The sequence below is a fragment of the Rhizobium sp. PK7-22 genome, assembly GCF_056530405.1.
The window spans coordinates 3,726,150-3,752,882 of sequence record NZ_CP096514.1 but is presented as its reverse complement, the minus strand read 5'-3'; the positions used below and the strand labels follow the sequence as shown (position 1 = coordinate 3,752,882).

Annotated in this window: 26 protein-coding genes; 11 read left to right on the top strand and 15 right to left on the bottom strand. The window is 64.9% G+C overall.

The window, feature by feature from the left end; all coding sequences use genetic code 11:
• Window positions 1-28 precede the first annotated feature (28 nt).
• Together M1E10_RS23170 and M1E10_RS23165 are read left to right on the top strand one after the other, a co-directional pair.
• Window positions 29-859 (top strand): universal stress protein, encoded by an 831-nt coding sequence (locus M1E10_RS23170; protein ID WP_499175136.1) that lies wholly within the window; start codon window positions 29-31, stop codon window positions 857-859.
• Window positions 860-904: 45 nt separating this feature from the next.
• Window positions 905-2,428: a bifunctional aminoglycoside phosphotransferase/ATP-binding protein gene (locus M1E10_RS23165; protein WP_499175135.1), complete on the top strand. Its 1,524-nt coding sequence runs from the start codon at window positions 905-907 to the stop codon at window positions 2,426-2,428.
• Between the two features lie 58 nt (window positions 2,429-2,486).
• On the opposite strand, the gene M1E10_RS23160 is transcribed toward M1E10_RS23165, so the two are convergent.
• The 4 genes from M1E10_RS23160 to M1E10_RS23145 are packed head-to-tail and all read right to left on the bottom strand — an operon-like array spanning window position 2,487 to window position 5,928.
• Window positions 2,487-3,560, bottom strand: a complete 1,074-nt coding sequence (locus tag M1E10_RS23160; RefSeq protein ID WP_499175134.1) for a 2-methylaconitate cis-trans isomerase PrpF family protein — start codon at window positions 3,558-3,560, stop codon at window positions 2,487-2,489.
• Window positions 3,553-4,224 carry a 4-hydroxy-4-methyl-2-oxoglutarate aldolase/4-carboxy-4-hydroxy-2-oxoadipate aldolase gene (locus tag M1E10_RS23155; RefSeq protein ID WP_499175133.1) on the bottom strand — a complete coding sequence of 224 codons (672 nt, stop codon included), beginning with the start codon at window positions 4,222-4,224 and terminating at the stop codon, window positions 3,553-3,555. Before M1E10_RS23155 ends, M1E10_RS23160 begins: the two co-directional genes overlap by 8 nt.
• A gap of 1 nt (window position 4,225) precedes the next feature.
• A complete protein-coding gene (locus M1E10_RS23150) occupies window positions 4,226-5,182 on the bottom strand; it encodes a VOC family protein (protein WP_499175132.1) in 957 nt (318 codons plus the stop codon).
• An 11-nt stretch (window positions 5,183-5,193) separates the two neighbouring features.
• Entirely contained in the window at window positions 5,194-5,928 is a 735-nt protein-coding gene (locus tag M1E10_RS23145) for a PIG-L deacetylase family protein (protein WP_499175131.1), read from the bottom strand.
• A gap of 148 nt (window positions 5,929-6,076) precedes the next feature.
• On the opposite strand from M1E10_RS23145, the gene M1E10_RS23140 reads away from it, so the two are divergent.
• Entirely contained in the window at window positions 6,077-6,970 is an 894-nt protein-coding gene (locus M1E10_RS23140) for an NAD(P)-dependent oxidoreductase (protein ID WP_499175130.1), read from the top strand.
• The gene (locus tag M1E10_RS23135) at window positions 6,967-8,196 is read left to right on the top strand and encodes a LysR family transcriptional regulator (protein WP_499175129.1); all 1,230 of its coding nucleotides are present in this window, start codon (window positions 6,967-6,969) and stop codon (window positions 8,194-8,196) included. The genes M1E10_RS23140 and M1E10_RS23135 overlap by 4 nt, the downstream gene beginning before the upstream one ends.
• On the opposite strand, the gene M1E10_RS23130 is transcribed toward M1E10_RS23135, so the two are convergent.
• The 5 genes from M1E10_RS23130 to M1E10_RS23110 all read right to left on the bottom strand — a co-directional run bounded on the left by M1E10_RS23130 (window position 8,169) and on the right by M1E10_RS23110 (window position 13,255).
• Window positions 8,169-8,915, bottom strand: coding sequence for an aspartate/glutamate racemase family protein (locus M1E10_RS23130; RefSeq protein ID WP_499175128.1), 747 nt, complete (start codon window positions 8,913-8,915; stop codon window positions 8,169-8,171). The two genes, M1E10_RS23135 and M1E10_RS23130, sit on opposite strands and share 28 nt — an antisense overlap.
• A 12-nt stretch (window positions 8,916-8,927) precedes the next feature.
• On the bottom strand, window positions 8,928-9,746 hold the full coding sequence (locus M1E10_RS23125) for an ABC transporter permease (protein ID WP_499175127.1): 819 nt from the start codon (window positions 9,744-9,746) through the stop codon (window positions 8,928-8,930).
• Entirely contained in the window at window positions 9,747-10,595 is an 849-nt protein-coding gene (locus tag M1E10_RS23120) for an ABC transporter permease (RefSeq protein WP_499177284.1), read from the bottom strand.
• A 240-nt stretch (window positions 10,596-10,835) separates the two neighbouring features.
• On the bottom strand, window positions 10,836-12,122 hold the full coding sequence (locus tag M1E10_RS23115) for an ABC transporter substrate-binding protein (RefSeq protein ID WP_499175126.1): 1,287 nt from the start codon (window positions 12,120-12,122) through the stop codon (window positions 10,836-10,838).
• 32 nt (window positions 12,123-12,154) lie between these two features.
• Window positions 12,155-13,255, bottom strand: a complete 1,101-nt coding sequence (locus tag M1E10_RS23110) for an ABC transporter ATP-binding protein (RefSeq protein ID WP_499175125.1) — start codon at window positions 13,253-13,255, stop codon at window positions 12,155-12,157.
• A gap of 239 nt (window positions 13,256-13,494) precedes the next feature.
• Between M1E10_RS23110 and M1E10_RS23105 the strand changes: the two genes are divergently transcribed.
• A complete protein-coding gene (locus tag M1E10_RS23105) occupies window positions 13,495-14,208 on the top strand; it encodes a GntR family transcriptional regulator (protein WP_499175124.1) in 714 nt (237 codons plus the stop codon).
• Here M1E10_RS23105 and M1E10_RS23100 read toward each other — a convergent pair.
• The gene (locus M1E10_RS23100; RefSeq protein WP_499175123.1) at window positions 14,205-15,029 is read right to left on the bottom strand and encodes an alpha/beta hydrolase; all 825 of its coding nucleotides are present in this window, start codon (window positions 15,027-15,029) and stop codon (window positions 14,205-14,207) included. The two genes, M1E10_RS23105 and M1E10_RS23100, sit on opposite strands and share 4 nt — an antisense overlap.
• 223 nt (window positions 15,030-15,252) lie before the next feature.
• Between M1E10_RS23100 and M1E10_RS23095 the strand changes: the two genes are divergently transcribed.
• The 6 genes from M1E10_RS23095 (at window position 15,253) to M1E10_RS23070 (ending at window position 21,540) form a co-directional block, all read left to right on the top strand.
• Complete coding sequence (locus M1E10_RS23095; RefSeq protein WP_499175122.1) at window positions 15,253-16,881, top strand: acyl-CoA synthetase family protein; 1,629 nt, start codon at window positions 15,253-15,255, stop codon at window positions 16,879-16,881.
• A gap of 176 nt (window positions 16,882-17,057) precedes the next feature.
• Window positions 17,058-18,197 carry an ABC transporter substrate-binding protein gene (locus M1E10_RS23090; RefSeq protein ID WP_499175121.1) on the top strand — a complete coding sequence of 380 codons (1,140 nt, stop codon included), beginning with the start codon at window positions 17,058-17,060 and terminating at the stop codon, window positions 18,195-18,197.
• A 63-nt stretch (window positions 18,198-18,260) separates the two neighbouring features.
• A complete protein-coding gene (locus M1E10_RS23085; RefSeq protein WP_499177283.1) occupies window positions 18,261-19,130 on the top strand; it encodes a branched-chain amino acid ABC transporter permease in 870 nt (289 codons plus the stop codon).
• Window positions 19,131-19,140: 10 nt separating this feature from the next.
• The gene (locus M1E10_RS23080) at window positions 19,141-20,115 is read left to right on the top strand and encodes a branched-chain amino acid ABC transporter permease (protein ID WP_499175120.1); all 975 of its coding nucleotides are present in this window, start codon (window positions 19,141-19,143) and stop codon (window positions 20,113-20,115) included.
• Window positions 20,108-20,857, top strand: a complete 750-nt coding sequence (locus M1E10_RS23075) for an ABC transporter ATP-binding protein (protein ID WP_499175119.1) — start codon at window positions 20,108-20,110, stop codon at window positions 20,855-20,857. The genes M1E10_RS23080 and M1E10_RS23075 overlap by 8 nt, the downstream gene beginning before the upstream one ends.
• Entirely contained in the window at window positions 20,854-21,540 is a 687-nt protein-coding gene (locus M1E10_RS23070; RefSeq protein WP_499177282.1) for an ABC transporter ATP-binding protein, read from the top strand. Before M1E10_RS23075 ends, M1E10_RS23070 begins: the two co-directional genes overlap by 4 nt.
• On the opposite strand, the gene M1E10_RS23065 is transcribed toward M1E10_RS23070, so the two are convergent.
• The 5 genes from M1E10_RS23065 to M1E10_RS23045 are packed head-to-tail and all read right to left on the bottom strand — an operon-like array spanning window position 21,525 to window position 26,725.
• On the bottom strand, window positions 21,525-23,501 hold the full coding sequence (locus M1E10_RS23065; RefSeq protein ID WP_499175118.1) for a fatty acid beta-oxidation multifunctional protein: 1,977 nt from the start codon (window positions 23,499-23,501) through the stop codon (window positions 21,525-21,527). The genes M1E10_RS23070 and M1E10_RS23065 overlap by 16 nt on opposite strands.
• A gap of 4 nt (window positions 23,502-23,505) precedes the next feature.
• A complete protein-coding gene (locus M1E10_RS23060; RefSeq protein WP_499175117.1) occupies window positions 23,506-23,901 on the bottom strand; it encodes a RidA family protein in 396 nt (131 codons plus the stop codon).
• The gene (locus M1E10_RS23055) at window positions 23,894-25,093 is read right to left on the bottom strand and encodes an acyl-CoA dehydrogenase family protein (RefSeq protein ID WP_499175116.1); all 1,200 of its coding nucleotides are present in this window, start codon (window positions 25,091-25,093) and stop codon (window positions 23,894-23,896) included. The genes M1E10_RS23060 and M1E10_RS23055 overlap by 8 nt, the downstream gene beginning before the upstream one ends.
• 1 nt (window position 25,094) lies before the next feature.
• Window positions 25,095-25,940, bottom strand: a complete 846-nt coding sequence (locus M1E10_RS23050; protein ID WP_499175115.1) for an enoyl-CoA hydratase family protein — start codon at window positions 25,938-25,940, stop codon at window positions 25,095-25,097.
• On the bottom strand, window positions 25,937-26,725 hold the full coding sequence (locus M1E10_RS23045; protein ID WP_499175114.1) for an SDR family NAD(P)-dependent oxidoreductase: 789 nt from the start codon (window positions 26,723-26,725) through the stop codon (window positions 25,937-25,939). The genes M1E10_RS23050 and M1E10_RS23045 overlap by 4 nt, the downstream gene beginning before the upstream one ends.
• Between the last annotated feature and the right edge of the window lie 8 nt (window positions 26,726-26,733).

Sequence of the window (26,733 nt, the reverse complement as noted above, 5' to 3'; positions counted from 1 at the left end):
AGAGACACAAAAAGAAAGGAACAGTATCATGACATTCAAGACGGTTCTGGCGGTTGTCGGCAGCGATGGCGCAAAAGGCGATCTTTCTCCTGCGTTGCAGGCAGCATCGGAAATCGGGGCGCATCTGACGGTCGTTATCGCAGGGATAGCGACCGCTCCCACGATCGGCGACTATCCCGTCGGCATCGGCTGGATCGAGCAGCGCGACAATGACCTGAAGGCGCTTCGAGCGGTTCGCGAAGAGGTACTCGAACGCTGCCGGGCCGAGGGCATCTCCTGCGACGTCGATCTGGCCTATTCGGAACGTGCGTTCCTTGAGGAAATCCTCTTCCAGAGGGCGCTCTATTGCGATGTCGTGGTGATCGGGCAGGGCGTCATCCGGTCCGCCGAGCTTGCGCGTTCGGTGCTGGATGCCGCCGTTTTCCAGGCGCATCGGCCGCTTGTCCTCGTCCCGGCCAGTGGAAAGATGAGTTTCCGTCCAAAACGGGTCCTCCTGGCGTGGAATTCGAAGCTGGAGGCTGCGCGTGCCGCCCGCGAATCGCTCGAAATGCTGATCGGCGCCGAACAGGTGAACGTCACTCTCGTCGATCCAGATGGTTTTTCCGGACGCACCGGCGAGGAGCCGGGCGCCGACGTTGCGGCCTATCTGGCACGGCATGGGGTGAAGGTGGTCGTGGACCAGCTTCCCAGCGCCGGTCGGCCAGTCAAGACGGTGCTGCAACAGCACGCGCTGGATCTGGACGCCGACCTCCTGGTGATGGGCGCCTACGGGCATTCCCGAATGCGCCAGCGCATTTTTGGCGGCGTGACGACGTCCATCATGGAAGAGGCACAGCTACCGGTCCTTCTGGCACGGTAGCGGATTCTGCGCTTCTGGTTCAGACCTCGGAAAGGACGGTCCGCCATGATTATCGAAGATCAGAGTGCCGTCATCGCCTTCCTTTTCGCTCCCGAAACCTATGGCCTCGGCGAAGCTGTCGAGGTCATTCGCACGCATATCTCCGAGGTCTTCCTCGCAGGAGGACGCGCCTACAAGATGAAGCGGGCGGTCAGGCTTCCCTATGTCGACTTCTCGTCCATCGAGCGTCGCCTCGAAGCCTGCCAGGATGAGGTGTCGCTCAACAGCCTGACCGCTCCCGATCTCTATCTCGGCATACGCCGGATCACCCGCGACAGCGACGGCCGTCTGGCGCTTGACGGGGCGGGGGACCTCGTCGAGGTCGTGGTGGAGATGGTGCGCTTCGAACAGGAGGCACTGTTCGACCGCATGGCGACGGACGGCCGGCTGACGCTTCCGCTCTTGACGGCGACGGCCCGTTCCATCGCGGTGTTTCATCGGTCAGCGCCGGTGATCTCCTCGGGCACGGGATCGGACAACATCGCCAATGTGCTGGCCATCAATGAGGCCGGCTTCCGCACGAGCCAGATCTTCACGGCCGAGGAGGTTTCCCGGATCTCGGCAGTTTTCCGCAGCCGTCTCGGTGAGCACGCGGAGGTGCTGGACCGTCGCTCGGATGCCGGTCGCATCCGGCGCTGCCACGGCGATCTCCATCTGCGCAACATCTGTCTCATGCAGGGACAGCCCCGGCTCTTCGACTGCATCGAGTTCAACCTGCAGATCGCGTCCACCGATGTTCTCTACGATCTTGCCTTCCTGCTGATGGACCTCTGGCACCGCGGCGACCGAATGCGCGCCAACTGGGTGATGAACCGCTACCTCGACGAGGCGCAGGATGAGGATGGTTTCTGCCTTTTGCCGTTCTTCATGGCGACGCGGGCGGCCGTGCGCGCCCATGTGACAGCAACCCAGGCCTCCGAGGCGGAAGGCGAGGCGGCGTCTGCGCTCTCTGCCGAAGCCCGGTCGTATTATAAGCTGGCTCTTGCCCTGCTGGAGAAGGCACCAACGCGGCTTGTGGCCATCGGCGGCCTGAGCGGGTCCGGCAAGTCCAGCCTCGCGGATGCGCTTGCCCCCGTTCTCGGCGCCGCGCCGGGTGCCCGGATCATCGAGAGCGACCGCATCCGTAAGGCGCTGCACGATGTGCCGGCCGAAACCCGGCTGCCGCCCGCAGCCTATCGGCCGGAGGTCTCGCAGAAGGTCTATGCCGAGATGGCCTGGCGCGCGGCAGTGATCCTCGGACAAGGTGGATGTGCCGTGGTCGATGCCGTCTTCGAGCGGCATGACGATCGGCTGAAGGTCGAGCGGACGGCAGCCGAAGCGGGTGTTCCCTTTCTCGGCGCATGGCTGGAGGCCGAGCCGCTGCTGCTCTGGGAGCGTGTCTCCAGCCGTTCCGGAGGCGCCTCCGATGCCAACACCGAAGTTCTCGCCCAGCAACTGGATCGCCGGCCGAAAGATATCGATTGGCTGCACCTCGATGCGGGCAGGGCGATCGACGAGAACGTCGCTCTTCTTCTGACCCTTGTTGGATGAATGGCCTGTGTTGTGGGTTGGAGGCCGTTCCTGTGGAAATCCGCTTTGCGGATGTTGCTCAGGGTGCTGGCGCGGGAAAGACGCGTCCCTCGAACAGCTTGCGGGCCGTCCGCAACGTGCCGATGCCTTCGATCTCTCCCTCGGCGTTGCGATGCACCAGTACCTCGGCAGCGCCGGACGGATGCTCGATCATAAAGCGCCCGTCCTCCGGCAGTTGCGCCAGCTCCGCCGCGATGGAATTCGGGATGGTGCAGGCCGTGGCGACGCTGACGGCGGCGAAGACGCCGATGGAGGCATGGCAGCGGTGCGGAATGAAGCTGCGCGTGCTGATCGTGCCGCCTTGCTGCGGCGGGGCAACGAGCGTCATCTTGGGCACCGATTTTTCCGTGACGTCCCCAAGGTTCATCAGCGGCCCAACGGCGAGGCGGATTGTTTCCAGGCGGGCCTTGAGGTCGCCGCTGGCGTCAAGATCTTCCCGGCTTTCGGTGCCGCGCAGGCCGAAATCAGATGCGCGCAGGATGACGATCGGCATGCCGTTGTCGATCAGCGTGCAGTCGATGCCCTCGACCACGTCGCGGGCGTTTCCGGAGGGCAGGAGGGCGCCGCACATCGAGCCTTCGGTATTCTGGAACAGGAGCGGCACGGCGGCGTGGTTGCCGGGAACGCCGTCGATGCGCGCATCGCCGTGGTAGCTGACCTTGCCGCCGGGGGTCGCGATCTGCGCGACCGACACCTCGCCGGTGTTGACCATGTGGATACGGACCGGCGTCACCCCGTCCTCGGCCGGTACCAGCCCCCGTTCGATGGCCGCCGGACCGACGGCCGCCAGGATGTTGCCGCAGCCCTGCGCGTCGGTCACCACCGGCTGATCGACAAAGACCTGCAGGAAGAGGTAGTCGACATCGGCATCGGCCCGCGTTGACTGCGACAGGATCGCCACCTTCGAGGTCAGCGGGTCGGCGCCGCCGATGCCGTCGATCTGGCGGCTGTCGGGAGATCCCATGGTGCCAAGCAGCAGCGCGTCGCGGTCCTTCGGATCTGCCGGAAGGTCGGACGCCAAAAAGACGGCAGCCTTGGAGGTGCCGCCGCGCATCCACAGGCAGGGAATGCCGTCGGCATAGGGATCAGACATATTTCAGCCCCTTCTCGGCCAGCCTTTCGCGCATGGAATAGATGTCGAGGCCGAGTTCTCCCGCGGCCAGACGCTTGCGCTTGGCCTCTTCCGCGGCCACCCGCGCTTCGGCCGCGTTCGCCACCGTCTCGGCCTCGGCGCGCTTGACGACGACGACCCCGTCGTCATCGGCGACGATCACGTCTCCCGCCTCGATGGCCGCCCCGGCGCAGACGATCGGGATGTTGACCGACCCCGGCGTCTCCTTGACGGTGCCCTGGGCGGATATCGCCTTCGACCAGACAGGAAATCCCATGGCGGTCAGATCCCGGATATCGCGCACGCCTGCCTCGATGACCAATCCACGGCAGCCGCGCGCCCGGGCGGAGGTCGCGAGTAGATCGCCGAAATAGCCGTTGTCGCAGGGCGAGGTCGGTGCGAGCACGAGGATGTCTCCCTCGCGCAGCTGCTCGATCGCCACATGGATCATCCAGTTGTCGCCGGGTGGGGCCGAGATGGTCACCGCGGAGCCGGCGATCTGGGCGCCCGAGTAGATGGGCCGCATGTAGGAGGCAAGGCATCCGCGGCGGCCTTGCGCCTCATGAACGGTCGCGACGCCGGCTGCCGCGAGGCGATCGATGACCTGCGGATCGGCCCGCTCGATGTTTTGTACCACGACAGCCATGTCAGTGCTCCCTGTTCACGGGCGGCGTGCCGTGGGTATGGAATGTCTCGATGGTCTTCAGGCCCCAGGCCTGCCCCTTCTTGCGGTCGGTCTCCGTCCAGACGACCGGCTGCCAGTCAGGCGCCAGGATGAGCCGGGCGCCGGCGTTGGCGAGTTCAACCCGGTTGCCGGCCGGCTCCCAGACGTAGAGGAAGAAGGTGCCCTGGATGGCGTGCTTGTGCGGTCCGGTCTCGATGTGGACGCCGTTTTGCAGGAAGATGTCGGCGGCCCGCAGGATGTCCTCGCGCTGGTCGGTGGCATAGGTGACGTGGTGGAGGCGTCCTTCGCCGCCGCCGTGCTCTTCGGTGCAGGCAAGATCATAGGTCTTGTTGTTGACGGTGAACCAGCAGCCGCCGATGCGGCCGTTGTCGAGCTGGATCATCTCCGTCACCCTCGATCCGAGGCAGGTTTCCATGAAGCGGCGAAACTCTGTGACGTCGCTCGACAAGAGGTTCAGGTGGTCGAGCCGGCGCGGGGCAGCGCCCGTGAAGGCGGAGGCCGTGTTCTTCAGCGCGGCACGATCGGACTCCACCTGAGGCGTATACCAGTTGGTCTCCCAGTAGATCTCGAACAGATGGCCGAACGGATCCTCGAAGCGGAAGGCGCGGCCATGGCCGAGGTCGCCGTCGCTCCAGCCGTGGACCGTGTAACCAGAGGCTTCGATCGCCTTGACGCGGCGCTCCAGCGCCTCCGGCGACGCGACACGGTAGCCGATGTGGCCGAGGCCCGTCTGGTGATGGCGCGTCAGCTTGAGCGAATGGAACTCGTAGTCGTCCCAGGCCCGCAAGTAGGCGGAGTTCTCATCCTCGGCCGTGAGCTTCAGGCCATAGACGCGGGTGAAGAAGTCGAGGCTTTCGTCATAGCGGTCCGTGTACATTTCCACGTGACCGAGATGGGCGATGTCGTGACACTGTTCCACGATATGCTCCCTTACAGCTCGTCGACGGTGCGCGGGAAGATCGACTGGAAGCCTTCGGCATATTTGCAGTCGCGGCCGCCCGACTGCCCGCCCGAGTTGCGCTTGAAATGGTTGGCGCGGTTGATCGCCACGCGGGTGTAATATTCCCACAGATGCTCCTGGCCCTCCATGCATTCGATGGCGGCGCGCTTCTTTTCCCAGACCGGGGTGATGTCGAGAAAGGTATCCGGCTTCCAGCCCATCTGTTCCGTCTGATGCGGTTCGAAGAGGTAGAGCTGAGGCGCACCCAGAACCTTCTCACCGGGATTGTGGCCCCAGGCCTGGGCGATCATGCGGCACTCGAGGGTCACCTGCGTCGCGTACATGTGGTCGGTGTTGTAGGGGTCGTACTGGGAATGGCTCAGCATGAAGCGCGGCTGCACCTTGCGGATGACGTCGACGAGCTGGTTCTTGTTCTCGCGCGTTAGCTCCAGCGGGTAGTCACCAAGATCCATGCTGACGAGGTCGTGGACGCCAAGCGCTTGCGCGGCGCGTTCGGCCTCGGCGCGGCGGGCGTCCTTGACCCTGTCGAGCGTCATGCCCTCCTGCTTCCAGAGCTTGGCGCTCTCGCCGCGCTCGCCGAAGGAGAGGCAGACGACGGTGACGTTGTAGCCCAGCTGGGCATGGAGCGCGATCGCGCCGCCGCAACGCCAGACGAAATCGGCTGCATGCGCGCTGATGATGAGAGCAGACTTGTTCGTGGACATGACGGTTCCTCCTCAACCTCCGCCAGACTTGCGCGCCAGCCGTCGCACGACAAATGAAAAAGGCGCCTCATGCCATAAGATTTAGCTATAGTACGTGGAAGTGACGGGTGACATCTGCGACATTTACCGCCCCGGAGGAGGTGCAGATATGGCTGACGGCAACGAGGATTACCTTTCGAATATCGTCTTCATGGGCTTCGGAGAGGCGGGTCATGCAATCGCCTCCGGCTGGTCGAAGACCTGGCGCGGAACGGTCCGCGCTTATGACATCGCCCTGGCTGAAGCCGGTGACGAGGGGCGGGCAGTGCGGGACCGTTGCACCGATGCCGGGATCGACGCCGTGGAGAGACTGGGGCAGGCGCTCGAGGGCGCTAGGCTGATCTTCTGCCTCGTGACGGCCGATCAGGCCCTGGAGGCGGCGCGGACTGCGGCGCCCTATCTGGAACAGGGAGTGCTCTGGCTGGACTGCAATTCCTGTGCGCCCCAGACCAAGGAGAGGGCGGCTCTCGTCATCGAGGCGGCGGGCGGAAAGTACGTGGACGTTGCGGTCATGGCGCCGGTCTATCCGAAGCGTCATCAGGTGCCTCTCCTGCTGGCCGGCCCGCATGCGCAGGAAGCTGCGGAGCTGCTCGAGCAGTTGGAGATGCGTCCGACGATCACCGGCGGGAAGGTCGGCGACGCCTCCAGCGTCAAGATGCTTCGCTCGGTGATGATCAAGGGCCTGGAGGCGCTGACGGCGGAGTGTCTGCTGGGCGCGCGGCGGGCGGGTGTCGAGGAGGCGGTGCTGGCCTCGCTCCAGGCGTCCGACCCCGGCATCGACTGGCGCGCCTGCGGCGCCTACAACCTGGAGCGGATGATGGTGCATGGCGCGCGGCGGGCCGCCGAGATGGAGGAGGTCTGCGTCACCCTGCAGGAGCTGGGGATACCCGACTGGATGAGCCGCGGAACGGTCGAATGGCAGCGAATGGTTTCGGACCTCGATCTGGAGCCCGGCGAGGATGATCTGGCGACGCGCGCAGATCTGATCTTGGGCAAGCTATGATCTCGCGGAACCTGCGGCATCTCAGGCTTTTCGTGGCGGTGGCGGAGCTGAAGTCCGTGACACAGGCGTCGGAGCGATGGCACGTCTCACAGCCTGCCGTGACGCAGGCGCTCAACAAGCTGGAGGCCGAGACCGGCGGGGCGCTGTTCGAGCGCAGCCGCAACGGGTTCTTTCTGAAGCCGCGGGGGGACATCCTGTTGCGGCGGGTGGAGAGCGCATTCGGGTTGCTCGACCCGGTGCTGGCGACCATCTCGCCGTGGTTGCGGATCTCGCTCACCTACGCGCAGCTCCAGGCCCTGGTGGCCGTCAGCGAGACCGAGAACTTCACGCTCGCCGCCCGACAGCTGGGGCTGGCGCAACCGACCGTCCACCGCGCCGTCACGCAGATCGAACAGGAGGCGGCCCGCAGCCTTTTCGAACGCACGGCCTTCGGCATCCTGCCGACGCGTCTCTGCCAGGCGCTGACGCAGGCCGCCCGGCTGGCGATCTACGAGCTCGATCAGGCGGACGCGGAACTGGCGGAGTTCGACGGCGGCGAGGCGGGGTCGATCGTGATCGGTGCCATGCCCCTGGCGCGCTCGGTTCTGTTGCCGACGGCGCTCGTCCGGTTCCGGCAACAGTACAGGGAGATGGCGGTGCGGGTGGTGGATGGTCCCTATCCCGGCATGCTAAGCGAACTACGTCGAGGCAGTCTCGACATCCTGGTCGGCGCATTGCGGGAGCCGGCGCCGATCCACGACATCGTGCAGGAGGCCCTGTTTGACGACCGGCTGGCGCTCCTGTCGCGGCCCGATCATCCGCTGACGGCGCAATCGGTCATCTCCGTCGAGGATCTCCTCGCCTACCCCTGGGTCGTGCCGCACAGCGGCACGCCGACGCGGGCGCAGTTCGAGACGATCTTTTCCTCTGCCGGAAGACAGCCGCCCCGGTGCCTGATCGAGTCCGGATCACTGTTACTGATGCGTGGGCTGCTTCTGGAAAGCGATCATCTCTGCTGTATCTCGCATGTCCAGGCGCGCACCGAATGCGACCGTGGGCTTCTGCGGCAGCTCCCCTTCGATACCGACGACCTGGTCAGGCCCATCGGGCTGACCTTCAGGGCCGGCTGGCGCCCGACCAATCCGCAGAGGAAGATGATCGAGATCCTTGGAGAGGCGGCAGCACTGCTGGGTGAACGACCTCGCGGCTTCGGCGAAAGTCAGGCAGCAGGAGCCACGTCCGGCTGAAAGCCCGCGAGCATGCCCGTGTAGGTCTTCTCCACGGGGAAGGCGTAGGCGCCGCGCTTGGCGGTGGAAAGCCCAAGGGTCACCAGTGCCTCGGCCTGCTTCACCGCCGCCGCGACGCCGTCGATCACCGGGACGCCGAATTCCAGCTGCAACTGCCGGGGCATATCGGCCATGCCGGCGCATCCCAAGACGATCGCCTCGGCCCGGTCTTCCCTCAGCGCAATCTCGATCTCCCGGCAGAGACGTTCGCGGGCCGTGGAGGCAGGATCTTCCAGCGAAAGCACCGGAATATCTGCCGCGCGCACACGGGCGCGCATGCCCATGCCGTAGCGGTGAACCAGCGCCTCGATCGGCAGGCGGGAGCGTTCCATGGTCGTCACGACGGTGAAGCGCTGGGCGATGAAGGAGGCGGTCGCCACGGCTGCCTCGCAGATGCCGATCACCGGGATGCCGGCCATGGCCCGGGCGGCGTCGAGGCCCGTGTCGTCGAAGCAGGCGATGATGGCGGCGTCGGCGCCATCGCGTTCTCCCTGACGGATGGCCTGGAGCAGGCCGGGCACGGCCAGCGCCTCGTCGTAGTAGCCCTCTATGGAGGCCGGTCCCATCGACGAGGTGACGGCGACGAGCTCCGTGCCGGCGGCCAGCACACGCTCTGCCGCCGCGGCGATGCGGCGGGTCATGCTGGCGGTGGTGTTCGGGTTGACGATCAGGATGCGCATCAGAGTTTCAATTCAGGCCTTGAGACGTCGCCGGTTGAGGCGGACGATGAGGAACAGGGTTGCCGCGATGACGAGGAAGGAGAAGGCCGTGGTGACCGTGCCGAGCGCATAGAGCACCGGCGTGGTGACATTGGTGGTCATCGCATAGATCTCCAGCGGCAGGGTGTTGTACGTTCCGGAGGTCATCAGCGTGCGCGCAAACTCGTCATAGGAGAGGGTGAAGCCGAAAAGGCCGACCCCGATCAGGCTGGGGGCGATGATCGGCAGCAGCACGTGGCGGAAGGCCTGCCAGGAGGAGGCCCCGAGATCGCGCGCGGCTTCCTCGTAGACCGGCGAGAAGCGGTTGAAGACGGCAAACATGATCAGCACGCCGAAGGGGAGCGTCCAGGTGAGGTGGGCACCGAAGGCGGAGGAATACCAGGCCGGCGGCAGGCCTGCCTGCTGGAAGAGCACGCCGATCCCGAGCGAGATGATAATCGAGGGTACGACGAGGCTTGCCACCGCCAGATAGAAAAGTGCCGTGGCACCGATGAAGCGCCTGCGGAAGGCAAGTCCTGCGAGCAGAGACACGACGACAGTCGTTGCCATCACAATCAGCCCGAGCATCAGCGAACGCCGGAACGAACCGCCGAAATCGCCGACCGCCTGGGTCTCGAAGAGATTGGCGAACCAGCGGAGGGAAACGCCGTTCAGGGGGAATGTCAGCCCGCCGTTTGGACCCTGGAAGGACAGGATGAGGATGGCCGACAGCGGCCCGTAGAGGAAGAGGACGAAAATGACGAAGAAGATGGCCAGCGCGTAGAACTCGCGGGAGCGTTTCTCTCTGTGCATCTAGAGCTCCTTGCGAATGTCGACGATGCGCAGGATGCCCGCGACCATCAGGAGAACCAGGGCCAGGAGCACCACGGCATTGGCGGCAGCGGCCGGATACTGCAGGAGCGACATCTGGTTCTTCATCATCAGCGCCACGGATGCGCTTTGCCCGCCGGACATGACCTGGACCGTGGAGAAATCGGCCATCACCAGCGTGACGACGAAGATCGTGCCGATCGCCATGCCGGGCTTGGCGAGCGGCATGATCACGTTGGTCAGCGTCTGCCATCCGGAGGCGCCGGCGTCGCGCGCCGCCTCGACCAGCGACTTGTCGATGCGCATCAGCGTGTTGAAGATCGGCGTCACCATGAACAGCGTGTAGAGGTGGACCATCGCGAGCACGACGGCGAAATCGGAGTAGAGCAGCCATTCGACCGGCTGCGAGATCAGCCCGCTGTTCACCAGCGTCGTGTTGACCAGGCCGTTGCGGCCGAGCACCGGGATCCAGGAGATCATGCGGATGATGTTGGAGGTCAGGAAGGGCACGGTGCAGATGAGAAAGAGCACCATCTGCATGGCGGAGCTGCGGATGTGGAAGGCGAGGAAATAGGCGACCCAGAAGCCGACGAAGAGGGTGATCGCCCAAACCATGAAGGCGAACTTCAGCGTGTTGAGATAGGTCTTCCAGGTGACCCAGGAGCCGAGCGTCTCGCCATAGTTGAAGGTGACGAAATCCGGGTACATCTGGGCGAAATCATAGTCCCAGAAGCTGACCACGGTGATCATCAGGATCGGCAGGAGCAGGAAGCAGAAGAGTATGATCGCCAGCGGCGCCGCCTGCAGATAGGAGGTGAGCCAAGATGGCATCCGGATCTCGCGCCTGGCCTCTGCCTCTTCGACGTCCGCGATCTGTGCTGTGGTCATGGATCGTCTCCCTATCTCAGTCGCTGAACATGACGTTTCGCCCACGCCAGACGGGTTGAAGGCTTGGCTGCGGGTCTCCCTCCCCCTTGTGGGGAGGGTGGCCTGCAGGCCGGGAGGAGTGCCTGGTCCAAGACCCCTCCCCAACCCTCCCCACAAGGGGGAGGGGGGCGGCCGAGCCTTCGCTTAAGCCGCGATGAACTCGTTCCAGCGGCGGACCATGTAGCGGTCCTCGTCCATGACCGAGTTCCAGCAGGCGACCTTGCCCATGCGTTCCTCGAAGGAGCCGCCATCGCGCACGGCGCCGGCCTTTTCCATGACCTTGCCGTCGGGCGCGACGATGTCGCCCTGGGCCGGCTTGCCCTCGACCCAGAAGCCCCATTCGTCGGCGGACATGTGTTCCTTGGCGGTATCCATGGCGGCGGAGTAGTAGCCCTGGCGGTTGAGGTAGGCGCCGACCCAGCCGGAGGTGTACCAGTTGATGTATTCATAGGCTGCATCGAGGTGGGCACCGGACAGGTGTGCCGCCAGACCGAGGCCGCCGCCCCAGGAGCGATAGCCTTCCTTCAGCGGCTGGTACTTGCAGGCGATGCCCTTGCCGCGCACGGCGGCGACGGCCGGGGACCACATGGACTGGATGATCACTTCGCCCGAGGCCATCAGGTTGACGGACTCGTCGAAGCTCTTCCAGAAGGCGCGGAACTGGCCATCCTTCTTGGCCTGGATCAGGAAGTCGATCGTCGCGTCGATCTCTTCCTTGGTCATGTTGCCCTTGTCGGCGTATTTGATGTTGCCCATGGCCTCCATGATCATGGCGGCATCCATGATGCCGATCGACGGAATGTTCAGGATCGAGGTCTTGCCCTTGAAGGCCGGGTCCATGATGTCGGCCCAGCTGGTGATCTCGCGGCCGACGAGGTCGGGGCGGATGCCGAGCGTGTCGGCGTTGTAGATCGTCGGGACCATGGTGAAGAGGTCGGTCTCACCCTTGGCAAAGGTCTTGTCTCCTGCCTTTTCGACGTACCCGACCGTATGCGGCGCGGTCCCCTGGGCGATGACGCTGTCGGGGGTCAGTTTGCCGTTTTTGAAGAGCGGCACGATCTTGTCGTAGTACTTAAGCTTGCTGATCTCCATCGGCTGGATGACGCCGGCCGGATAGACCTTCTTGAGGATCCAGTATTCGATGTCGGCAATGTCGTAGGAGTTCGGCTGGGTGACGGCGCGCTGGGCGGCTGCGTCGCTGTCGGTCGCGGTCATCTCCAGCGTGATGCCGAGATCTTCCTTGCACTTCTCGGCAATCGCATTGAGGTTCGACACGCCGGTGCCGAACTGGCGCAGCGTGATCGGGTTCTGGGCCCAGATGGTCGGGAAGCCGGTGATGGCACCGGAGCCGGCGGCGAAGCCGGCCGCAGCCGCACCGGTCTTCAGCAGGGATCGGCGGGTGACGCCCTTCGGCTGATTTTCTTTCGTCATGTCAGTTCTCCTCTGTTAGCCTTTGGCCTTCGTTATTGATGGAATTCACTGCCGGTGCGGCCGAGGACGATAACGTCCTCCTGGTTCCAGTAGAGATGCAGGGCATCGCCGATCCTGACGGGGGTGGCGAAGAATTCGCTGTCGCTGAGGATGGCGGTGAAATCCTCGATGCCTGCACCGGCCACGGAAATCTTCACCGAGGCGCCTCGGTATTCGATGTTGGTGACCGTGCCAGTGAAGCCAAGCCCTTCCTTGGCTGCCATCCCGATGCGCACTCGGTCGGTTCGAATCGCGAGGTCGGCGGTTTCGCCGAGTTGTTCTGTTGCATCCGCAGCAATGAACCGGCCGCCTTGCGAAACCACGAGCGTCATGATGCCGTCGCGATGGTCCTCGATGCGGCCGGAGATGACGTTATGGTTGCCCATGAAGCGCGCCACGAAAGAGGTGGCCGGACGTTCGAAGACCTGGCGCGGTGCGGCGGCCTGCTCGATGCGCCCGTCGTTCATGACGACGATCACATCGGCGAGCGCCATGGCCTCCTCCTGGCTGTGGGTCACATGTACGAAGGTGATGCCGAGAGAAGCCTGCAGCTTCTTCAGCTCTGCGCGCATGCGGACTTTGAGAAACGGATCCAGCGCCGAAAGCGGCTCGTCGAGGAGGAGCGCCTGCGGGTTGGTGATCAGGGCCCGGGCCAGCGCCACGCGCTGCTGCTGGCCGCCGGAGAGCTGTGCCGGCTTTCGCGTCGCATAGGCCTGCAACTCCATGAGCTCCAGCATCTTCATCGCTTTCGCCCGCCGCTCGTCCTTGGCGACGCCCTTCATCTTGAGGCTGAAGGCGACGTTGTCGACGAGGTCGAGGTGCGGGAACAGCGCATAGGACTGGAACATCATCGCGGTGCCGCGGCGCGCCGGCGGTAGGTCGGTCACGACGGTGTTGCCGAGCCGGATGTCGCCGCTGGTGATCGTCTCGTGGCCCGCGATCATGCGAAGCGTCGATGTCTTGCCGCATCCGGAGGGGCCGAGCAGGCAGCAGTATGTCCCGCCCGGGATCTTGATGCTGATGGCTTCCACGGCGGTCGTCGTGCCGTAGAGCTTGGTCACCGAAGCAATGTCTATCTCAGATGCTTTGTTCATCACTGTCACCCCTGCTGACCTAATCATGCAGGGTTCGTGCCAGTTTCGCTTTGCCTGCCGTGGACGCAGATTTTCGCTCCTGCTCCGCAGTCGACGCCCGGAGTTTCGGCCAGCCTGCATAAACCGGAAGCGATTGCTGTCACTGGCGTGACTAAATTGTATGCAATCATGATGTAGGTTTGTGAGCGCTTGGCATGGGCGATGGGTAACGGTAGAAGTGTGTGATCCGGAAGCAGTCCATGAACATCAAAGAAGACATCTCTCCATCCGAGTCCGCTACAGAAGATCGTGCTCTCACGATCCGCGACGCCTTGCGCAATGCCATCGTCGACCGCCGGCTGACGCCCGGGACCAAGCTTACGGAGAGCGAGGTGGGGGCCCTGTTCGACGTCAGCCGGACGGTTGCACGGGCGGGGCTGCAGATGCTGTCGTTCGAAGGTCTGGTGCGTCTGGAGCGCAACCGCGGCGCCTTTGTCTCCAATCCGACACCGGAGGAGGCGCGCCAGGTGTTTGCCTCACGCCGGCTGATCGAGCCGGGTGTGGTGATGTCGGCGCTCGAGCGTCTCGATCCCGACAAGATCGCGATCCTGAGGCACCAGCTGGAGGAAGAGAGCCGCTACCTCAACGAACGCGGCCCGACAGCGCGTCGCGCGGAGATCAAGGCGTCCGGGGATTTTCACCTACTGCTCGCCTCGATGGCAGGCAATGCGATCCTGGAAAAGTTCATGGAGGAGCTCATCGCCCGTTCCTCACTGGTCATCGCCCTCTATGGGCGGTCGGGTATTTCGAGCTGCGGCCATAATGAGCACATGGCTGTCCTTGCGGCCCTGGAGGCAGGTGATGGGGAAAGGGCGCGAGACCTGATGCTGCACCACATCGACCATATCGAGGCCGATCTGGATCTGCAGGTCCGTGATGTCACGCGGCTGAAGGATGCCCTCGACCTCGCCTAGGTCAGCAGCGTCTGCGTCAGCGGGTGGTTCGGGTCGGCCAACCCGTCGAGGACGTTGAAGTGATGCCTGTCAGGCTCTTCCACCGCCTCCGTCTCGGCGCCGAGGCCTTTCCACAGGTTGGCGAGCAGGGCGTTCTGTCGCAGAAATTCCGATCTTTCCGTTGCTCCGACCCAGCAGGTGAGTCTTGCACCGGGCATCGGTTCCAGCAGCGCCGGGCTTTCCCGCCAGGCTTCCTGGCGGTCGATGTTGAGCTGGGCGTTCATGGCCGTGTGCATCAGGGGCCGCAGATCGTGGACACCCGAGAGTGAAACCGTGTGGACGACGCGGGCTTGCACCTCTTGCGGGAGTGGAGACGTGGTGGTGATCATCCGCGTCACCAGATGCCCGCCCGCGGAATGTCCGATCAGCCGGATCGGCCCCGCGACCAGTTCCGCCGCCTTTTCGATGGCGGCGCCCACCTCGGCGGTGATGCCGGAAATCCGGATGTCCGGGCAGAGCGTGTAGGAGGGCATGGCGACGGCAAAACCTGCGTCGATCGGGCCGCGGGCGAGGTGGGACCAGTAGGACCTGTCGAGCCGCAGCCAGAAGCCGCCATGGACGAAGACGACCAGTCCGCGCGGCTTCCCGTTCGGCAGGAACAGGTCCAGCTTGTTGCGCTCTGCCTCGCCGTAGGGGATGTCGAGCCTTGTATGGCCCGCCTCCAGCATGGCCTGCCGATAGGTCCGCGCCGGCTCGATCCAGAGCCCGGGCCAGCGCTCGCCGCCAGCAATGTTCGGACCGTTGGCGTAGGCGTCGTCCCAGTCGGTGATGCGGTGGCGCATGTGGTCCTCATCGTGCGGCTTGCTGTGTCGCCCATATTGGCACCTGCCCGCTTGAGGCGGAAGAGGCCAGTGATCGGGCGAGACCAAAATTATTACAAACTTAAAACTTCTCTCTTGCCAGCGGGCGGGAGCGGTGCTTTTCTGGTGGAAAGGCAAAAATGCCGCGGCCGCCGCACCGGAAACATCCGGGCGTCGGACCAGAAGAACGCATGGGAACTCGACGATGAAACTGGGACCGACAGGCCACCTGGATACGTTTGCCCGCGACAATCTTCCGCCGTCGGATCAGTGGCCGGAGATCCGTCTCGACGGCTTCGATTATCCGGAATGGCTGAACTGCGCCGTGGAGCTTACCGACCGCATGGTCGAGCGCGGCTTCGGCGACCAGACGGCCCTGATCGGCAACGGCCGGCGTCGCACCTACAAGGAACTCTCCGACTGGACGAACCGCATTGCCCGGGCGCTGACGGAAGACTACGGACTGAAGCCCGGCAACCGGGTGCTGATCCGCTCCGCCAACAATCCGGCCATGGTTGCCTGCTGGCTGGCGGCGACGAAGGCAGGCGCCGTAGTCGTCAACACCATGCCGATGCTGCGTGTCGGTGAAATCGCCAAGGTGGTCGACAAGGCGGAAGTGACGATGGCGCTGTGCGACACGCGCCTGATGGACGAACTGGTGGCCGTCGCCAAGGAAAGCCGGTTCCTGACGCAGGTGATCGGATTCGACGGTACCGCCAATCACGATGCCGAGCTGGACCGCGCGGCGCTGGACAAGCCGGTAAAGTTCGAGGCCGTGAAGACCGGCCGCGACGATGTCGCGCTGCTCGGCTTCACCTCGGGTTCGACGGGCGTGCCGAAGGCGACCATGCACTTCCACCGCGACATCCTGATCATTGCCGATGCCTATGCAAAGGAAGTGCTCAATGTGACGCCAGACGACGTTTTCGTCGGGTCGCCGCCGCTCGCCTTCACCTTCGGGCTCGGCGGGCTTGCCGTCTTTCCGCTGCGCTTCGGGGCTGCGGCGACACTTTTGGAGCAGGCGACGCCGGCGAAGATGATCGAGATCATCGAGACCTACAAGGCAACCATCTGCTTCACCGCGCCGACCGCCTATCGCGCCATGCTGGCGGCGATGGACAAGGGCGCCGATCTCTCGTCGCTCCGCGTCGCCGTCTCCGCCGGGGAAACCCTGCCGGCACCCGTCTACGACGAATGGGTGCGCAAGACCGGCAAGCCGATCGTCGACGGCATCGGCTCGACAGAGATGCTGCACATCTTCATCTCCAACCGGCTTGATGACTCCAGGGCAGCCTGCACAGGCAAGCCGCTGGCCGGCTATGAGGCCATCGTCGTCGACGACGACATGCGCGAAGTGGCACCCGGGACGGTGGGCAAGCTTGCCGTGAAGGGGCCGATCGGTTGTCGCTATCTCGCCGACGATCGCCAGGGAGACTATGTCCGCGACGGCTGGAACCTGACGGGAGATTCCTTCATCCGCGACGAGGACGGCTATTTCCATTTCGCGGCGCGCTGCGACGACATGATCGTTTCCGCCGGTTACAATATCGCCGGGCCTGAGGTGGAGGCGGCACTGCTGAAACACGAGGCGGTGGCGGAATGCGCGGTCATCGGCGTGCCGGACACCGAACGCGGCCATATCGTGGAAGCGCATGTGGTTCTGGTGGACGGCATTGAGGCCTGCGACGCCATGGCCAAGCTCCTCCAGGAGCACGTCAAGAGCATCATCGCTCCTTACAAATATCCACGGTCCATCGTCTTTGCCGATACGCTTCCGAAAACGGAATCCGGCAAGATCCAGCGCTTTCGCCTGAAGCAGGCGAGGGCGGCATGAGGCGGCGGACGGCGGGAAAAGCCGCAAGCGCACCGCTTCGGCAGTGGACGTTCTTTTGCAAGTATGGAAGGTATCGCCAATAGCGGTCGGCTCTAAAGCCGACCCGGATATCCGGCTGCGAGATCAAGGGGTCCGTGCCTGGACTGGGACGACAAGAACAACTGGGAGTTCAAAAAATGAAGACACTGGTTTCCGCAGCCACGCTTGCGCTTAGCATGAGCGTTTCCGGCCTCGCCTTGGCCGAACCCGTCAAGATCGGCATGATCACCACCCTGTCGGGCGGCGGTGCCGGCCTCGGCATCGATACCCGTGACGGCTTCATGCTGGCCATCAAGCAGGCCAGCAACAGCGAGATCGAAGTCATCACCGAAGACGACGGACAGAAGCCGGAACTGGCCGTCCAGATCGCCGACAAGATGATCCAGAGCGATCAGGTAGACATCCTGACGGGCATCGTCTGGTCCAACCTGCTGATGGCCGTTGCCCCAAGCGCGGTGGCCCAGGGCAAGTTCTACGTGTCCACCAATGCGGCACCCGCCGCCCTTGCCGGCGCCAACTGCAACCCGCTCTATTTCAATGCGGCCTACCAGAACGACAATCTTCACGAGGCCATGGGCGAATACGCCAACAAGGACTACAAGAAGATCTTCATCATGGCGCCGAACTATCCGGCCGGCAAGGATTCGCTGACCGGCTTCAAGCGCTACTACAAGGGTGAACTGGCCTCGGAAGTCTACACGCAGGTCGGCCAGACCGACTATGCCGCCGAGATCGCCCAGATCCGCGCATCCGGCGCAGACGCCGTCTTCGCCTTCCTGCCGGGTGGCATGGGCATCGCCTTCATGAAGCAGTACGCACAGTCGGGCGTCGAGATCCCTGTCATGGGTCCCGGCTTCTCCTTCAGCCAGGACGTGCTTCCCGCCATCGGCGACGCAGCGCTCGGCGCCAAGGCCTCCGGCCAATGGGCTCCGGATTTCGATACCGATGTCAGCAAGAAATTCCTTGCCGACTTCCAGACCGAATACGGCCGCCTGCCGTCCATCTATGCCGTCCAGGCCTATGATGCGGCGCAGCTGATCCTCTCGGCGGCTGCCAAGGCCGACGTCAAGGACACCGAAGCGTTCCGCGCAGAGCTTCTCAAGGCAGACATCCAGTCGCCGCGCGGCGACTTCAAGTTCAACACCAACCAGCATCCGATCCAGGACATCTACCTGACGGAAGTGGTGAAGGGTGCGGATGGCGTTCTCACCAACAAGACCGTCGAGAAGATCTTCGACGATCACGAAGACGCCTATGCCAAAGACTGCAAGATGTAAGGCCAGTCAGTGACATTCGCACTTGCTCTTGAGCAGTTGCTCAATGGCCTTCAGCTCGGCGTCATGTTGTTTCTCATGGCTGCCGGGCTGACGCTGATCTTCGGCGTCATGGGCCTGATCAATCTGGCACACGGTTCTCTCTACATGGTGGGCGCCTTCGCCTGCGCGGCAGTGGCGGCAGCGACGGGGTCCTTCTGGCTCGGTCTCGTCGCCAGCCTCGCCTGCGCGGCGGCGGCGGGAGCCATCATCGAGCTCCTCGTCATCCGCAGGCTTTACGATCGGGAGCATCTGGACCAGGTGCTGGCGACCTTCGCGCTGATCCTGATCTTCTCGGAAGGGACGCGCTGGATGTTCGGATCCTTTCCGCTCTATCTCGACATTCCGCCGCTGCTGCAGGGCGCGGTGGCGCTTCCCGGCGGTGCGCAATATCCCGTCTATCGGCTGGCGATCATTGCCGCAGGCGCCCTGGTGGCGCTCGGCCTCTACCTGCTGATCGGCAAGACGCGGCTTGGCATGCGCATCCGCGCCGGCGAGAGCGACCGCGAGATGATCGGTGCGCTCGGCGTCGACATCCGCACGCTTTATACCGTCGTCTTTGCCCTTGGTGCAGCCCTAGCGGGGCTTGCGGGCGCCATGGTCGGCGCGCTGCAGTCGGTGCAGGTGGGCATGGGGGAGCCGGTTCTCATCCTTGCCTTCGTGGTGATCGTCATCGGCGGCATCGGCTCCATCAAGGGCGCACTTCTCGGCGCTCTGCTGGTCGGCGTGGTCGACACGATGGGACGCCTGCTGCTGCCACAGCTCTTCTCCCTTTTCGTGCCGCCGTCACAGGCCGGCATGATCGGTGCCGCCGCGGCGTCCATGCTGATCTATGTGATGATGGCGCTGATCCTGGCCGTCAAGCCGCGCGGGCTTTTCCCCGCGGCGCATGCGTGAGGCCGCCGCCATGCTGAGCCGCGAAAGCCTTATCAACATCCTGCTGGCCGTGCTGTTGCTGGCCGCGCCGCTGGCCGCCAATGCCTATGGCCAGCCCTTCTATGTGACGCTCGCCACCCGCGTCGCCATTCTGGCGCTTGCGGCCACCGGCCTCAATCTGGCGCTCGGGCTTGGCGGGCTCGTGTCCTTCGGGCATGCGGCCTTCTTCGGGATCGGCGGCTATGCCGCCGGCATCCTTGCCACGCACGGCTTCTCCGGCGATCCCCTCTTCTTCGGGCTGTCGGGCACGAACCAGATGCCGGTGATCTGGCTGGTGGCCATGGTTGCCGCCGGCCTGGTGGGGCTGCTGATCGGCGCCATCAGCCTGCGGACATCCGGCGTCTACTTCATCATGATCACGCTCGCCTTTGCGCAGATGGTCTATTATTTCGCCATCTCCTGGCCGGCCTATGGCGGTGAGGACGGGCTGTCGATCCTGGTGCGCAACCAGTTCCCGGGCATCAACACGATGCGGCCCGTGAACTTCTTCCTGATCTGCTACGTGGCGCTGATGGTGGCGCTCGGCCTCTTCGTGCTGATCCGCAGTTCGCGCTTCGGTTCGGCACTGCAGGCGGCGCGGCAGAACGAGGTGCGGGTCGCTACCGTCGGGATCGCGCCCTACCGGATCCGCTTGACCGCCTTTGCGCTGTCCGCCGCGATGACCGGACTTGCGGGTGCCCTGTTTGCGGATCTCAACCGCTTCGTCAGCCCCTCCATGCTGTCCTGGCACATGTCCGGCGAACTGATCGTGCTGATCATTCTAGGCGGTACGGGGCGGTTGTTCGGGCCCTTGGCGGGTGCCGCGCTCTTCGTCATCTTCGAGTATGTGCTGGGCGGGCTGACGGAACGCTGGCAGTTCTTCCTCGGCCTGATCCTGCTCGGCACGGTGCTCTTTGCGCGCGGCGGGCTGCTCGGGCTTCTGGCCGGAAAGGCACGTCATGGCTGAGCCCGTCCTGGAACTGTCCAACCTTGCAAAATCCTTCGGCGCGCTGCGGGCGACGGATGACGTCTCTCTCGATCTTCGGCCCGGCGAGATCCATGCTCTGATCGGCCCCAACGGCGCCGGCAAGTCGACGCTGATCCACCAGATCTGCGGCACGCTCCGCCAGGATTCCGGCACCATCCGCTTTGCCGGCCAGGATATCGGCCACCTCGGCGTTGCCGAGCGCTCGCGGCTGGGGCTGGGACGAACCTTCCAGGTGTCTTCGCTGGCGCCGGAATTCTCTGCCCTGCGCAATGTCATGCTGGCCGTGCAGGCACGGCAGGGATCGAGCTTCCGCTTCTTCAAGCCGGTGATGGGCGACGCGTCGCTGATCGATACCTCCATGGCGATGCTGGAGCGCGTCGGCCTGCAGGACCGCGCCCGGCTTCCCTCGGCCGAACTGTCGCATGGGGAGCGCCGCAAGCTTGAAATCGCGATCGCCCTGGCGCTCAACTCGAAGGCCTTCCTGCTCGACGAACCGATGGCCGGCATGGGACCGGAAGGCTCCAAGGCGCTGACAGGCTTCCTCGACGGGCTGCGCCAGGAAGCGCCGATCCTGCTCGTCGAGCACGACATGGACGCGGTGTTTGCGCTCGCCGACCGCATCTCCGTGCTCGTCTACGGCAAGGTGATCGCCACCGGAACCGTCGACGAGATCCGCAGCGATCCGGCCGTCCGCTCGGCCTATCTGGGAGACCACGCCTGATGCTGCTCGACGTCTCGAAGATCGAAGCCTCCTATGGTGCAAGCCAGGCCCTGTTCGGCGTCGATCTGACCGTTGCCGAAGGCGAGGCCGTGGCGCTGATGGGTCGCAACGGCATGGGCAAGACGACGACCATCCGGGCAATCTGCAATCTCACACCGCCACGGGCCGGATCGGTCCGGCTTGCCGGCACCGACCTGAAGGGCAAGCCTTCGCACCGGGTCGCCAGGCTTGGTATCGGCCTCGTGCCGGAAGGACGGCGCTGCTTCCCCAATCTGACGGTCCACGAGAACCTGGTTGCCGCTGCACGCCCGGGACCCTGGACGCTGGAGCGGGTCAACACGCTGTTTCCGCGTCTCGCCGAACGGCATGCGCAGATGGCGCGGTCGCTGTCGGGCGGCGAACAGCAGATGCTGGCGATCGGCCGTGCGCTGATGACCAATCCGCGCCTGCTCATCCTCGACGAGGCGACGGAAGGCCTGGCGCCGGTCATCCGCCAGGACATCTGGGCGGCGATCCGCAAGCTGAAGGCGGAGGGGCTGTCGATCCTCGTGGTCGACAAGACGCTGTCGGAGCTGCTGCCGGTCGCCGACCGCTGCGTCATCCTCGAAAACGGCAAGAGCGTGTGGCAGGGCACATCGGCAGAGCTCACCGCCGACGTGCAGGATCGCTATCTCGGCGTCTGAGCCGCCGCAAACATCGGCCCGCCCTTGTGGGCCGGAAAGCCGTAGCCGTTGATCATCACCAGATCGATGTCGCTCTCGCGCGCGGCAATGCCTTGCTCGAGCAGCGTGCGGCCTTCGTTGGCCATGGCGGCCAGCAGGCGCTGGACGATATCGGCGGCAGAGAAGTGGCGCGGCGTTATGCCCTTCGCTGCCCGGCATGACTCGATGATCGCGGTGACCTGTGGAGCCACCTGTCGCTTGCCGTCCGGATAGGCATACCAGCCACGCCCGGCCTTCTGGCCGAGACGGCCTGCCTCGCAGAGCCGGTCGGCAATCTCCACATAGCGTTCCAACGGATTGCGCGTCACGGCCTGCCGCTTGCGGCGGGCCCAGGCGATCTCCAGCCCGGCCATGTCGTAGACGGCAAACAGGCCCATGGGGAAGCCGTAGTCTTCCAGCACCGCATCGATCTCCTGCGGCAGCGCGCCATCCTCCAGGAGATATTCCGCCTCGCGGCGATAGGCGGAGAAGATGCGGTTGCCGATGAAGCCTTCCGTAACGCCGGTGACGATGGCGAGCTTGCGCAGCCTCTTTGCCACCGCAAGGCCGGTCGCCAGCACGTCCGGCGCCGTCCTGGCGCAACGGACGACTTCTAGGAGCCGCATGACATGCGCCGGCGAGAAGAAATGCAGGCCAAGCACGCGCTCCGGATGTTGCGTCCGCGCGGCAATCTCGTCCGGGTTCAGGTAGCTGGTATTGGTGGCCAGTATGGCGTCGGCGCGCAGCACGCGGTCGAGGCGGTGGAAGAGATCGACCTTTACCTCGAACTCGTCGAACACGGCCTCGATCACGAGATCGCAAGGGGCGAGGTCTTCGTCGCGGGCCGTCACGGCAAACTGCTGGGCTTGCTTGTCCCGGGCGTCCTGGTCCATTCGGCCGCTTGCCACGGCGCGATCCAGGAGGCCGAGGATGCGCTCGCGGCCCTGTGCCGCTGCCGTCTCGTCCCTGTCGAGGCCGATGACGCTATAGCCGGCGGCGAGCGCTGCGACGGCAATGCCGCTGCCCATCAGGCCGAGCCCGGCGACGCCGATCGTGGCGATCGGACGGGGCTCGGTGTCTTCCAGACCTTCGACCTTCGACGCCTGGCGTTCGGCGAAGAAGACATGCCGCAGGGCTGCCGCCTCGGCGCTGTCGCGCAAACGCAGGAAGGTTGCCCGTTCGTCGGCCAGGCCTTCGGCAAGCGGTCGTCCTGCCATCTCCACGAGCCTGACGGCTTCGGCTGGTGCTTGCTGGCCGCGTGTCCTGGCAAGGACCTTCGAGCGTGCCTTGTCGATCGCGGCTGGATCGGCGGAGGGGACCGTCAGCACACCGGTGCGGCGGAGAGGGCCACCAGCCATGTCCTGCGCGGCGGTGATGGCCGCCTCCAGCGGATGTCCGTCTGTGACCGCATCAATGATGCCAAGCGACAGCGCCTCCGCCGCCTTGACGCTGCGGCCGCTGCCGATGAAGTCGATGGCCGCGGGGATGCCGATGAGGCGTGGCAGGCGCTGGGTGCCGCCGGCGCCGGGAACGAGGCCGAGCTTCACTTCAGGCAGGCCCATTTGAGCGACCGACGAGGCGATGCGGTGATGGCAGGCGAGCGTCACTTCAAGGCCGCCGCCGAGCGCCGCGCCCTGGATGGCGGCAATGACCGGCTTGTCGAATGACGCGATCCGTTCGATGACAGCGGGCAGGAGAGGGGCAGCCGGCGGCTGGCCGAATTCCCGGATATCGGCGCCGCCGATGAAGGTCTTTCCGGCTCCGGTGATGACGATGCCACGCAGGCTTTCGGATGCGGCCGCGTGATCGAGTGCCGCCACCAGGCCGGCGCGAACATTCTGTGACAGCGCGTTGACTGGCGGATTGTCGATGGTCACCAGCAGCACGTCCTGCCGGATCTCGCCGCGGACGCTGTCGGAGAAGAAGATCGCGCTTGTCGTCATCGGTTTACTCCGGCACGACGGCGATGGCCTGGATCTCGATCTTTGCCCGATCTTCGAGCAGCGCCGCCACCTGCATGGCCGCCATCGCCGGGAAGTTGCGGCCCATGACCTCGCGGTAGGCGCGGCCGATGCCCTTGAGGTTGGCGAGATACTCCGCCTTGTCGGTGAAGTACCAGGTCATGGTGGTGACATGCTCCGGGCCGGCGCCACCGGCAGCCAGCACGGCGACGACATTCTCCAGCGTCTGGCGCACCTGTTCGGCGAAATCGTCGGTTTCGAACTGGCACTGGCTGTTCCAGCCAATCTGGCCGCCCACATAGATCTGCCGGCCCCGGGCCGCCACGCCGTTGGAATAGCCGATCGGCTTCGCCCAGCCTTCGGGCTGAAGGATGTCATGCATGCGTCTTCTCCGGAGGCGCGGCCTTCAGGAGCTCGCGCGCGATGATGAGTTTCTGGACTTCGGTGGCGCCCTCGTAGATCCGCAGCGCCCGGATCTCGCGGTAGAGGCTTTCGACGATCTCCCCGCGTCGCACACCCCGGCCACCGAACATCTGGACGGCGCGGTCGATAACCGTTTGCGCCGTTTCGGTTGCCGTCATCTTGGCCATGGCCGCCTCCTTGGTGGTCGGCAGGCCCTGGACGTCGCGCCGCCAGGCGGCGCGGTAGGTGAGAAGGGCCGCCGCATCGATGCCGGCCGCCATGTCGCCGAAGGCTGCCTGCGTGAGTTGCAGGTCCGAAAGCGTCGCACCGAACATCGGACGGCTCCTGGCATGCGCCAGGGCTTCGTCCATGGCGCGGCGGGCAAAGCCGAGCGCCGCGGCCGCCACGGAGGCGCGGAAGATGTCGAGGGTGCGCATGGCGATCTTGAATCCCTCGCCAGGAGCGCCGAGAAGCCGATCGGCGGGGATGCGGCAGGCGTCAAAGCGGATGGTCGCCAGCGGATGCGGCGCGATCACGTCGATGCGCTCGGCAATCGAGAAGCCCGGATCGTCGGCATAGACGACGAAGGCTGAGATGCCGCGCGTCCCGGGTGCCTCGCCGGTGCGCGCAAAGACGGTGTAGACGTCGGCGATGCCGCCATTCGAAATCCAGGTCTTCTCGCCGTCGAGCACGTAATGATCGCCGTCCCGGCGGGCCGCACAGGTCATGGCCGCGACATCGGAGCCTGCTTCCTGTTCGGAGAGGGCGAAAGCGGAAATCCACTCGCCGGAACGGGCCTTCGGCAGTACGGCGCGGCGCAGCGTCTCGGATCCGGAAAGGCCGATGGCTCCGGTCCCCAGTCCCTGCATGGCGAAGGCAAAATCGGCCAGACCATCGTGCCAGGCGAGCGTTTCGCGAGTCAGGCAGACGGCGCGGGAATCGATGGACGTCGTTCCGCCTGCACCGGTCGCGGCGTCCAGCAATCCGGCGTCGCCCAGCGACCGGACGAGGGCGCGGCAGGCGCGATCGGTATCGTCGTGGTCGATGCCGGAGAGGGCGCCCGAGGCGGCATGGGCGTCGAGCCTGTCCGCGAGCGCACGGTGACTTGCATCGAAGAACGGCCAGTCCAGATGCTCGCGGGTCGGGCCGACAAGCCGGGTTTGCGCCGCCATGTCAGTTCCCCTCGAAGACGGGCTTGCGCTTCTCTGCAAAGGCTTCGAAGGCGCGGCGGAAATCCTTGGTGGCCATGCAGACAGCCTGGGCCTGAGCCTCGGATTCGATCATCTCGTCGATGCCCATGGCCCATTCCTGGTTCAGCATGGTCTTCGTCATGGTGTGCGCGAACCACGGTCCGTCGGCCAGCGAATGGGCAAGCTTGCCGGCTTCCGCCTCGACAATCTCAGAACTGTGCAGCGCATTGTAGAAGCCCCAGGCATGGCCCTCCTCAGCGCTCATCGAGCGGCCGGTGAACAGAAGTTCTGCGGCGCGGCCCTGTCCGATGATGCGGGGCAGGATCCCGCAGGCGCCCATGTCGGCGCCCGCCAGTCCGACGCGGGTGAAGAGGAAGGCGGTCTTTGCCTCGGGCGTGGCAAGCCGCATGTCGGAGGCCATGGCGAGGATGGCGCCGGCGCCGGCGCAGATGCCGTCGATCGCCGTGATGATCGGCTGCGGGCATTTCTTCATCGCCTTGACGAGATCGCCGGTCATCCGGGTGAAGGCGAGGAGGTCCGGCATGGCCATCTGCGTCAAGGGCTCGATGATCTCGAAGACGTCGCCGCCGGAGGAGAAATTGCCGCCGGCGCCGGTCAGGACCACGGCACGGATGTCGGAGGCATAGGCGAGATCACGGAAGAGGTCGCGCAGTTCGGCGTAGCTCTCAAAGGTCAGCGGGTTCTTGCGTTCCGGACGGTTCAGCCGGATCGTCGCGACGCGGCCGTCTTCGCTCACCTCCCAGAGAAAGTGTCGTGCCTGATAGTCCTTGAAGGGTCGCAGATGACCTGCCATTGAAACCGTGCTCATCCTGCCAGTACCTCCCCGCCGGCGATAGCGATCGCCTGGCCGTTGATCGAGCCCGCGCCGGGTGACGCCAGCCAGAGAACGGCATCTGCCACTTCCTCCGGCGTGATCAGCCGCCCCTGCGGATTGTTTCTGGTGAAGGCGGAGGCCGCCTCCTCGTGGCTGCGTCCGGTCTTCGTCATGATCGTCTTGATCGCTTGCGCAATCATCGGCGTGTCGGTGAACCCGGGGCAGACGGCGTTGACGGTGATGCCGGACTTGACCAGTTCCAGCGCCAGCGACCGCGTCAGGCCGATGACGCCGTGCTTTGCGGCAGTGTATGCCGAAACATAGGCATAGCCGGTGAGGCCGGCGGTGGAGGCGACATTGATGATGCGCGCACCGGGCCCATGCGCCTTCAGATCGGCAAGGGCGGCCTGGGTGACCAGGAAGACGCCGGTCAGATCCACCGCAAGCACGTGGTTCCAGACCTCGAGCGAGGTCTTCTCGAAGGGTGCTGTCGGGGCCTCGCCGGCATTGTTGACGAGGATGTCGATCGGGCCGAAGGCGGCGCGGGCATTGGCTATGCCGTCGTTGATGGCCGTCGCGTCAGTCACGTCGAAGCCGGCGGCAGTCTGCGCCGAGGGACCGATCTGCGCCGCCAGTGCTTCCAGCGGCGTCGCACGACGACCGGCCAGCGTGACGTGGGCGCCGGCCGCAGCGAGCGCCACCGCGATGGCCGAGCCGATGCCGCTGCCGGCACCGGTCACCAGTGCGTGGCGTCCTTCCAGCTTCCTGTTGCCGTCCATCAGCCGAT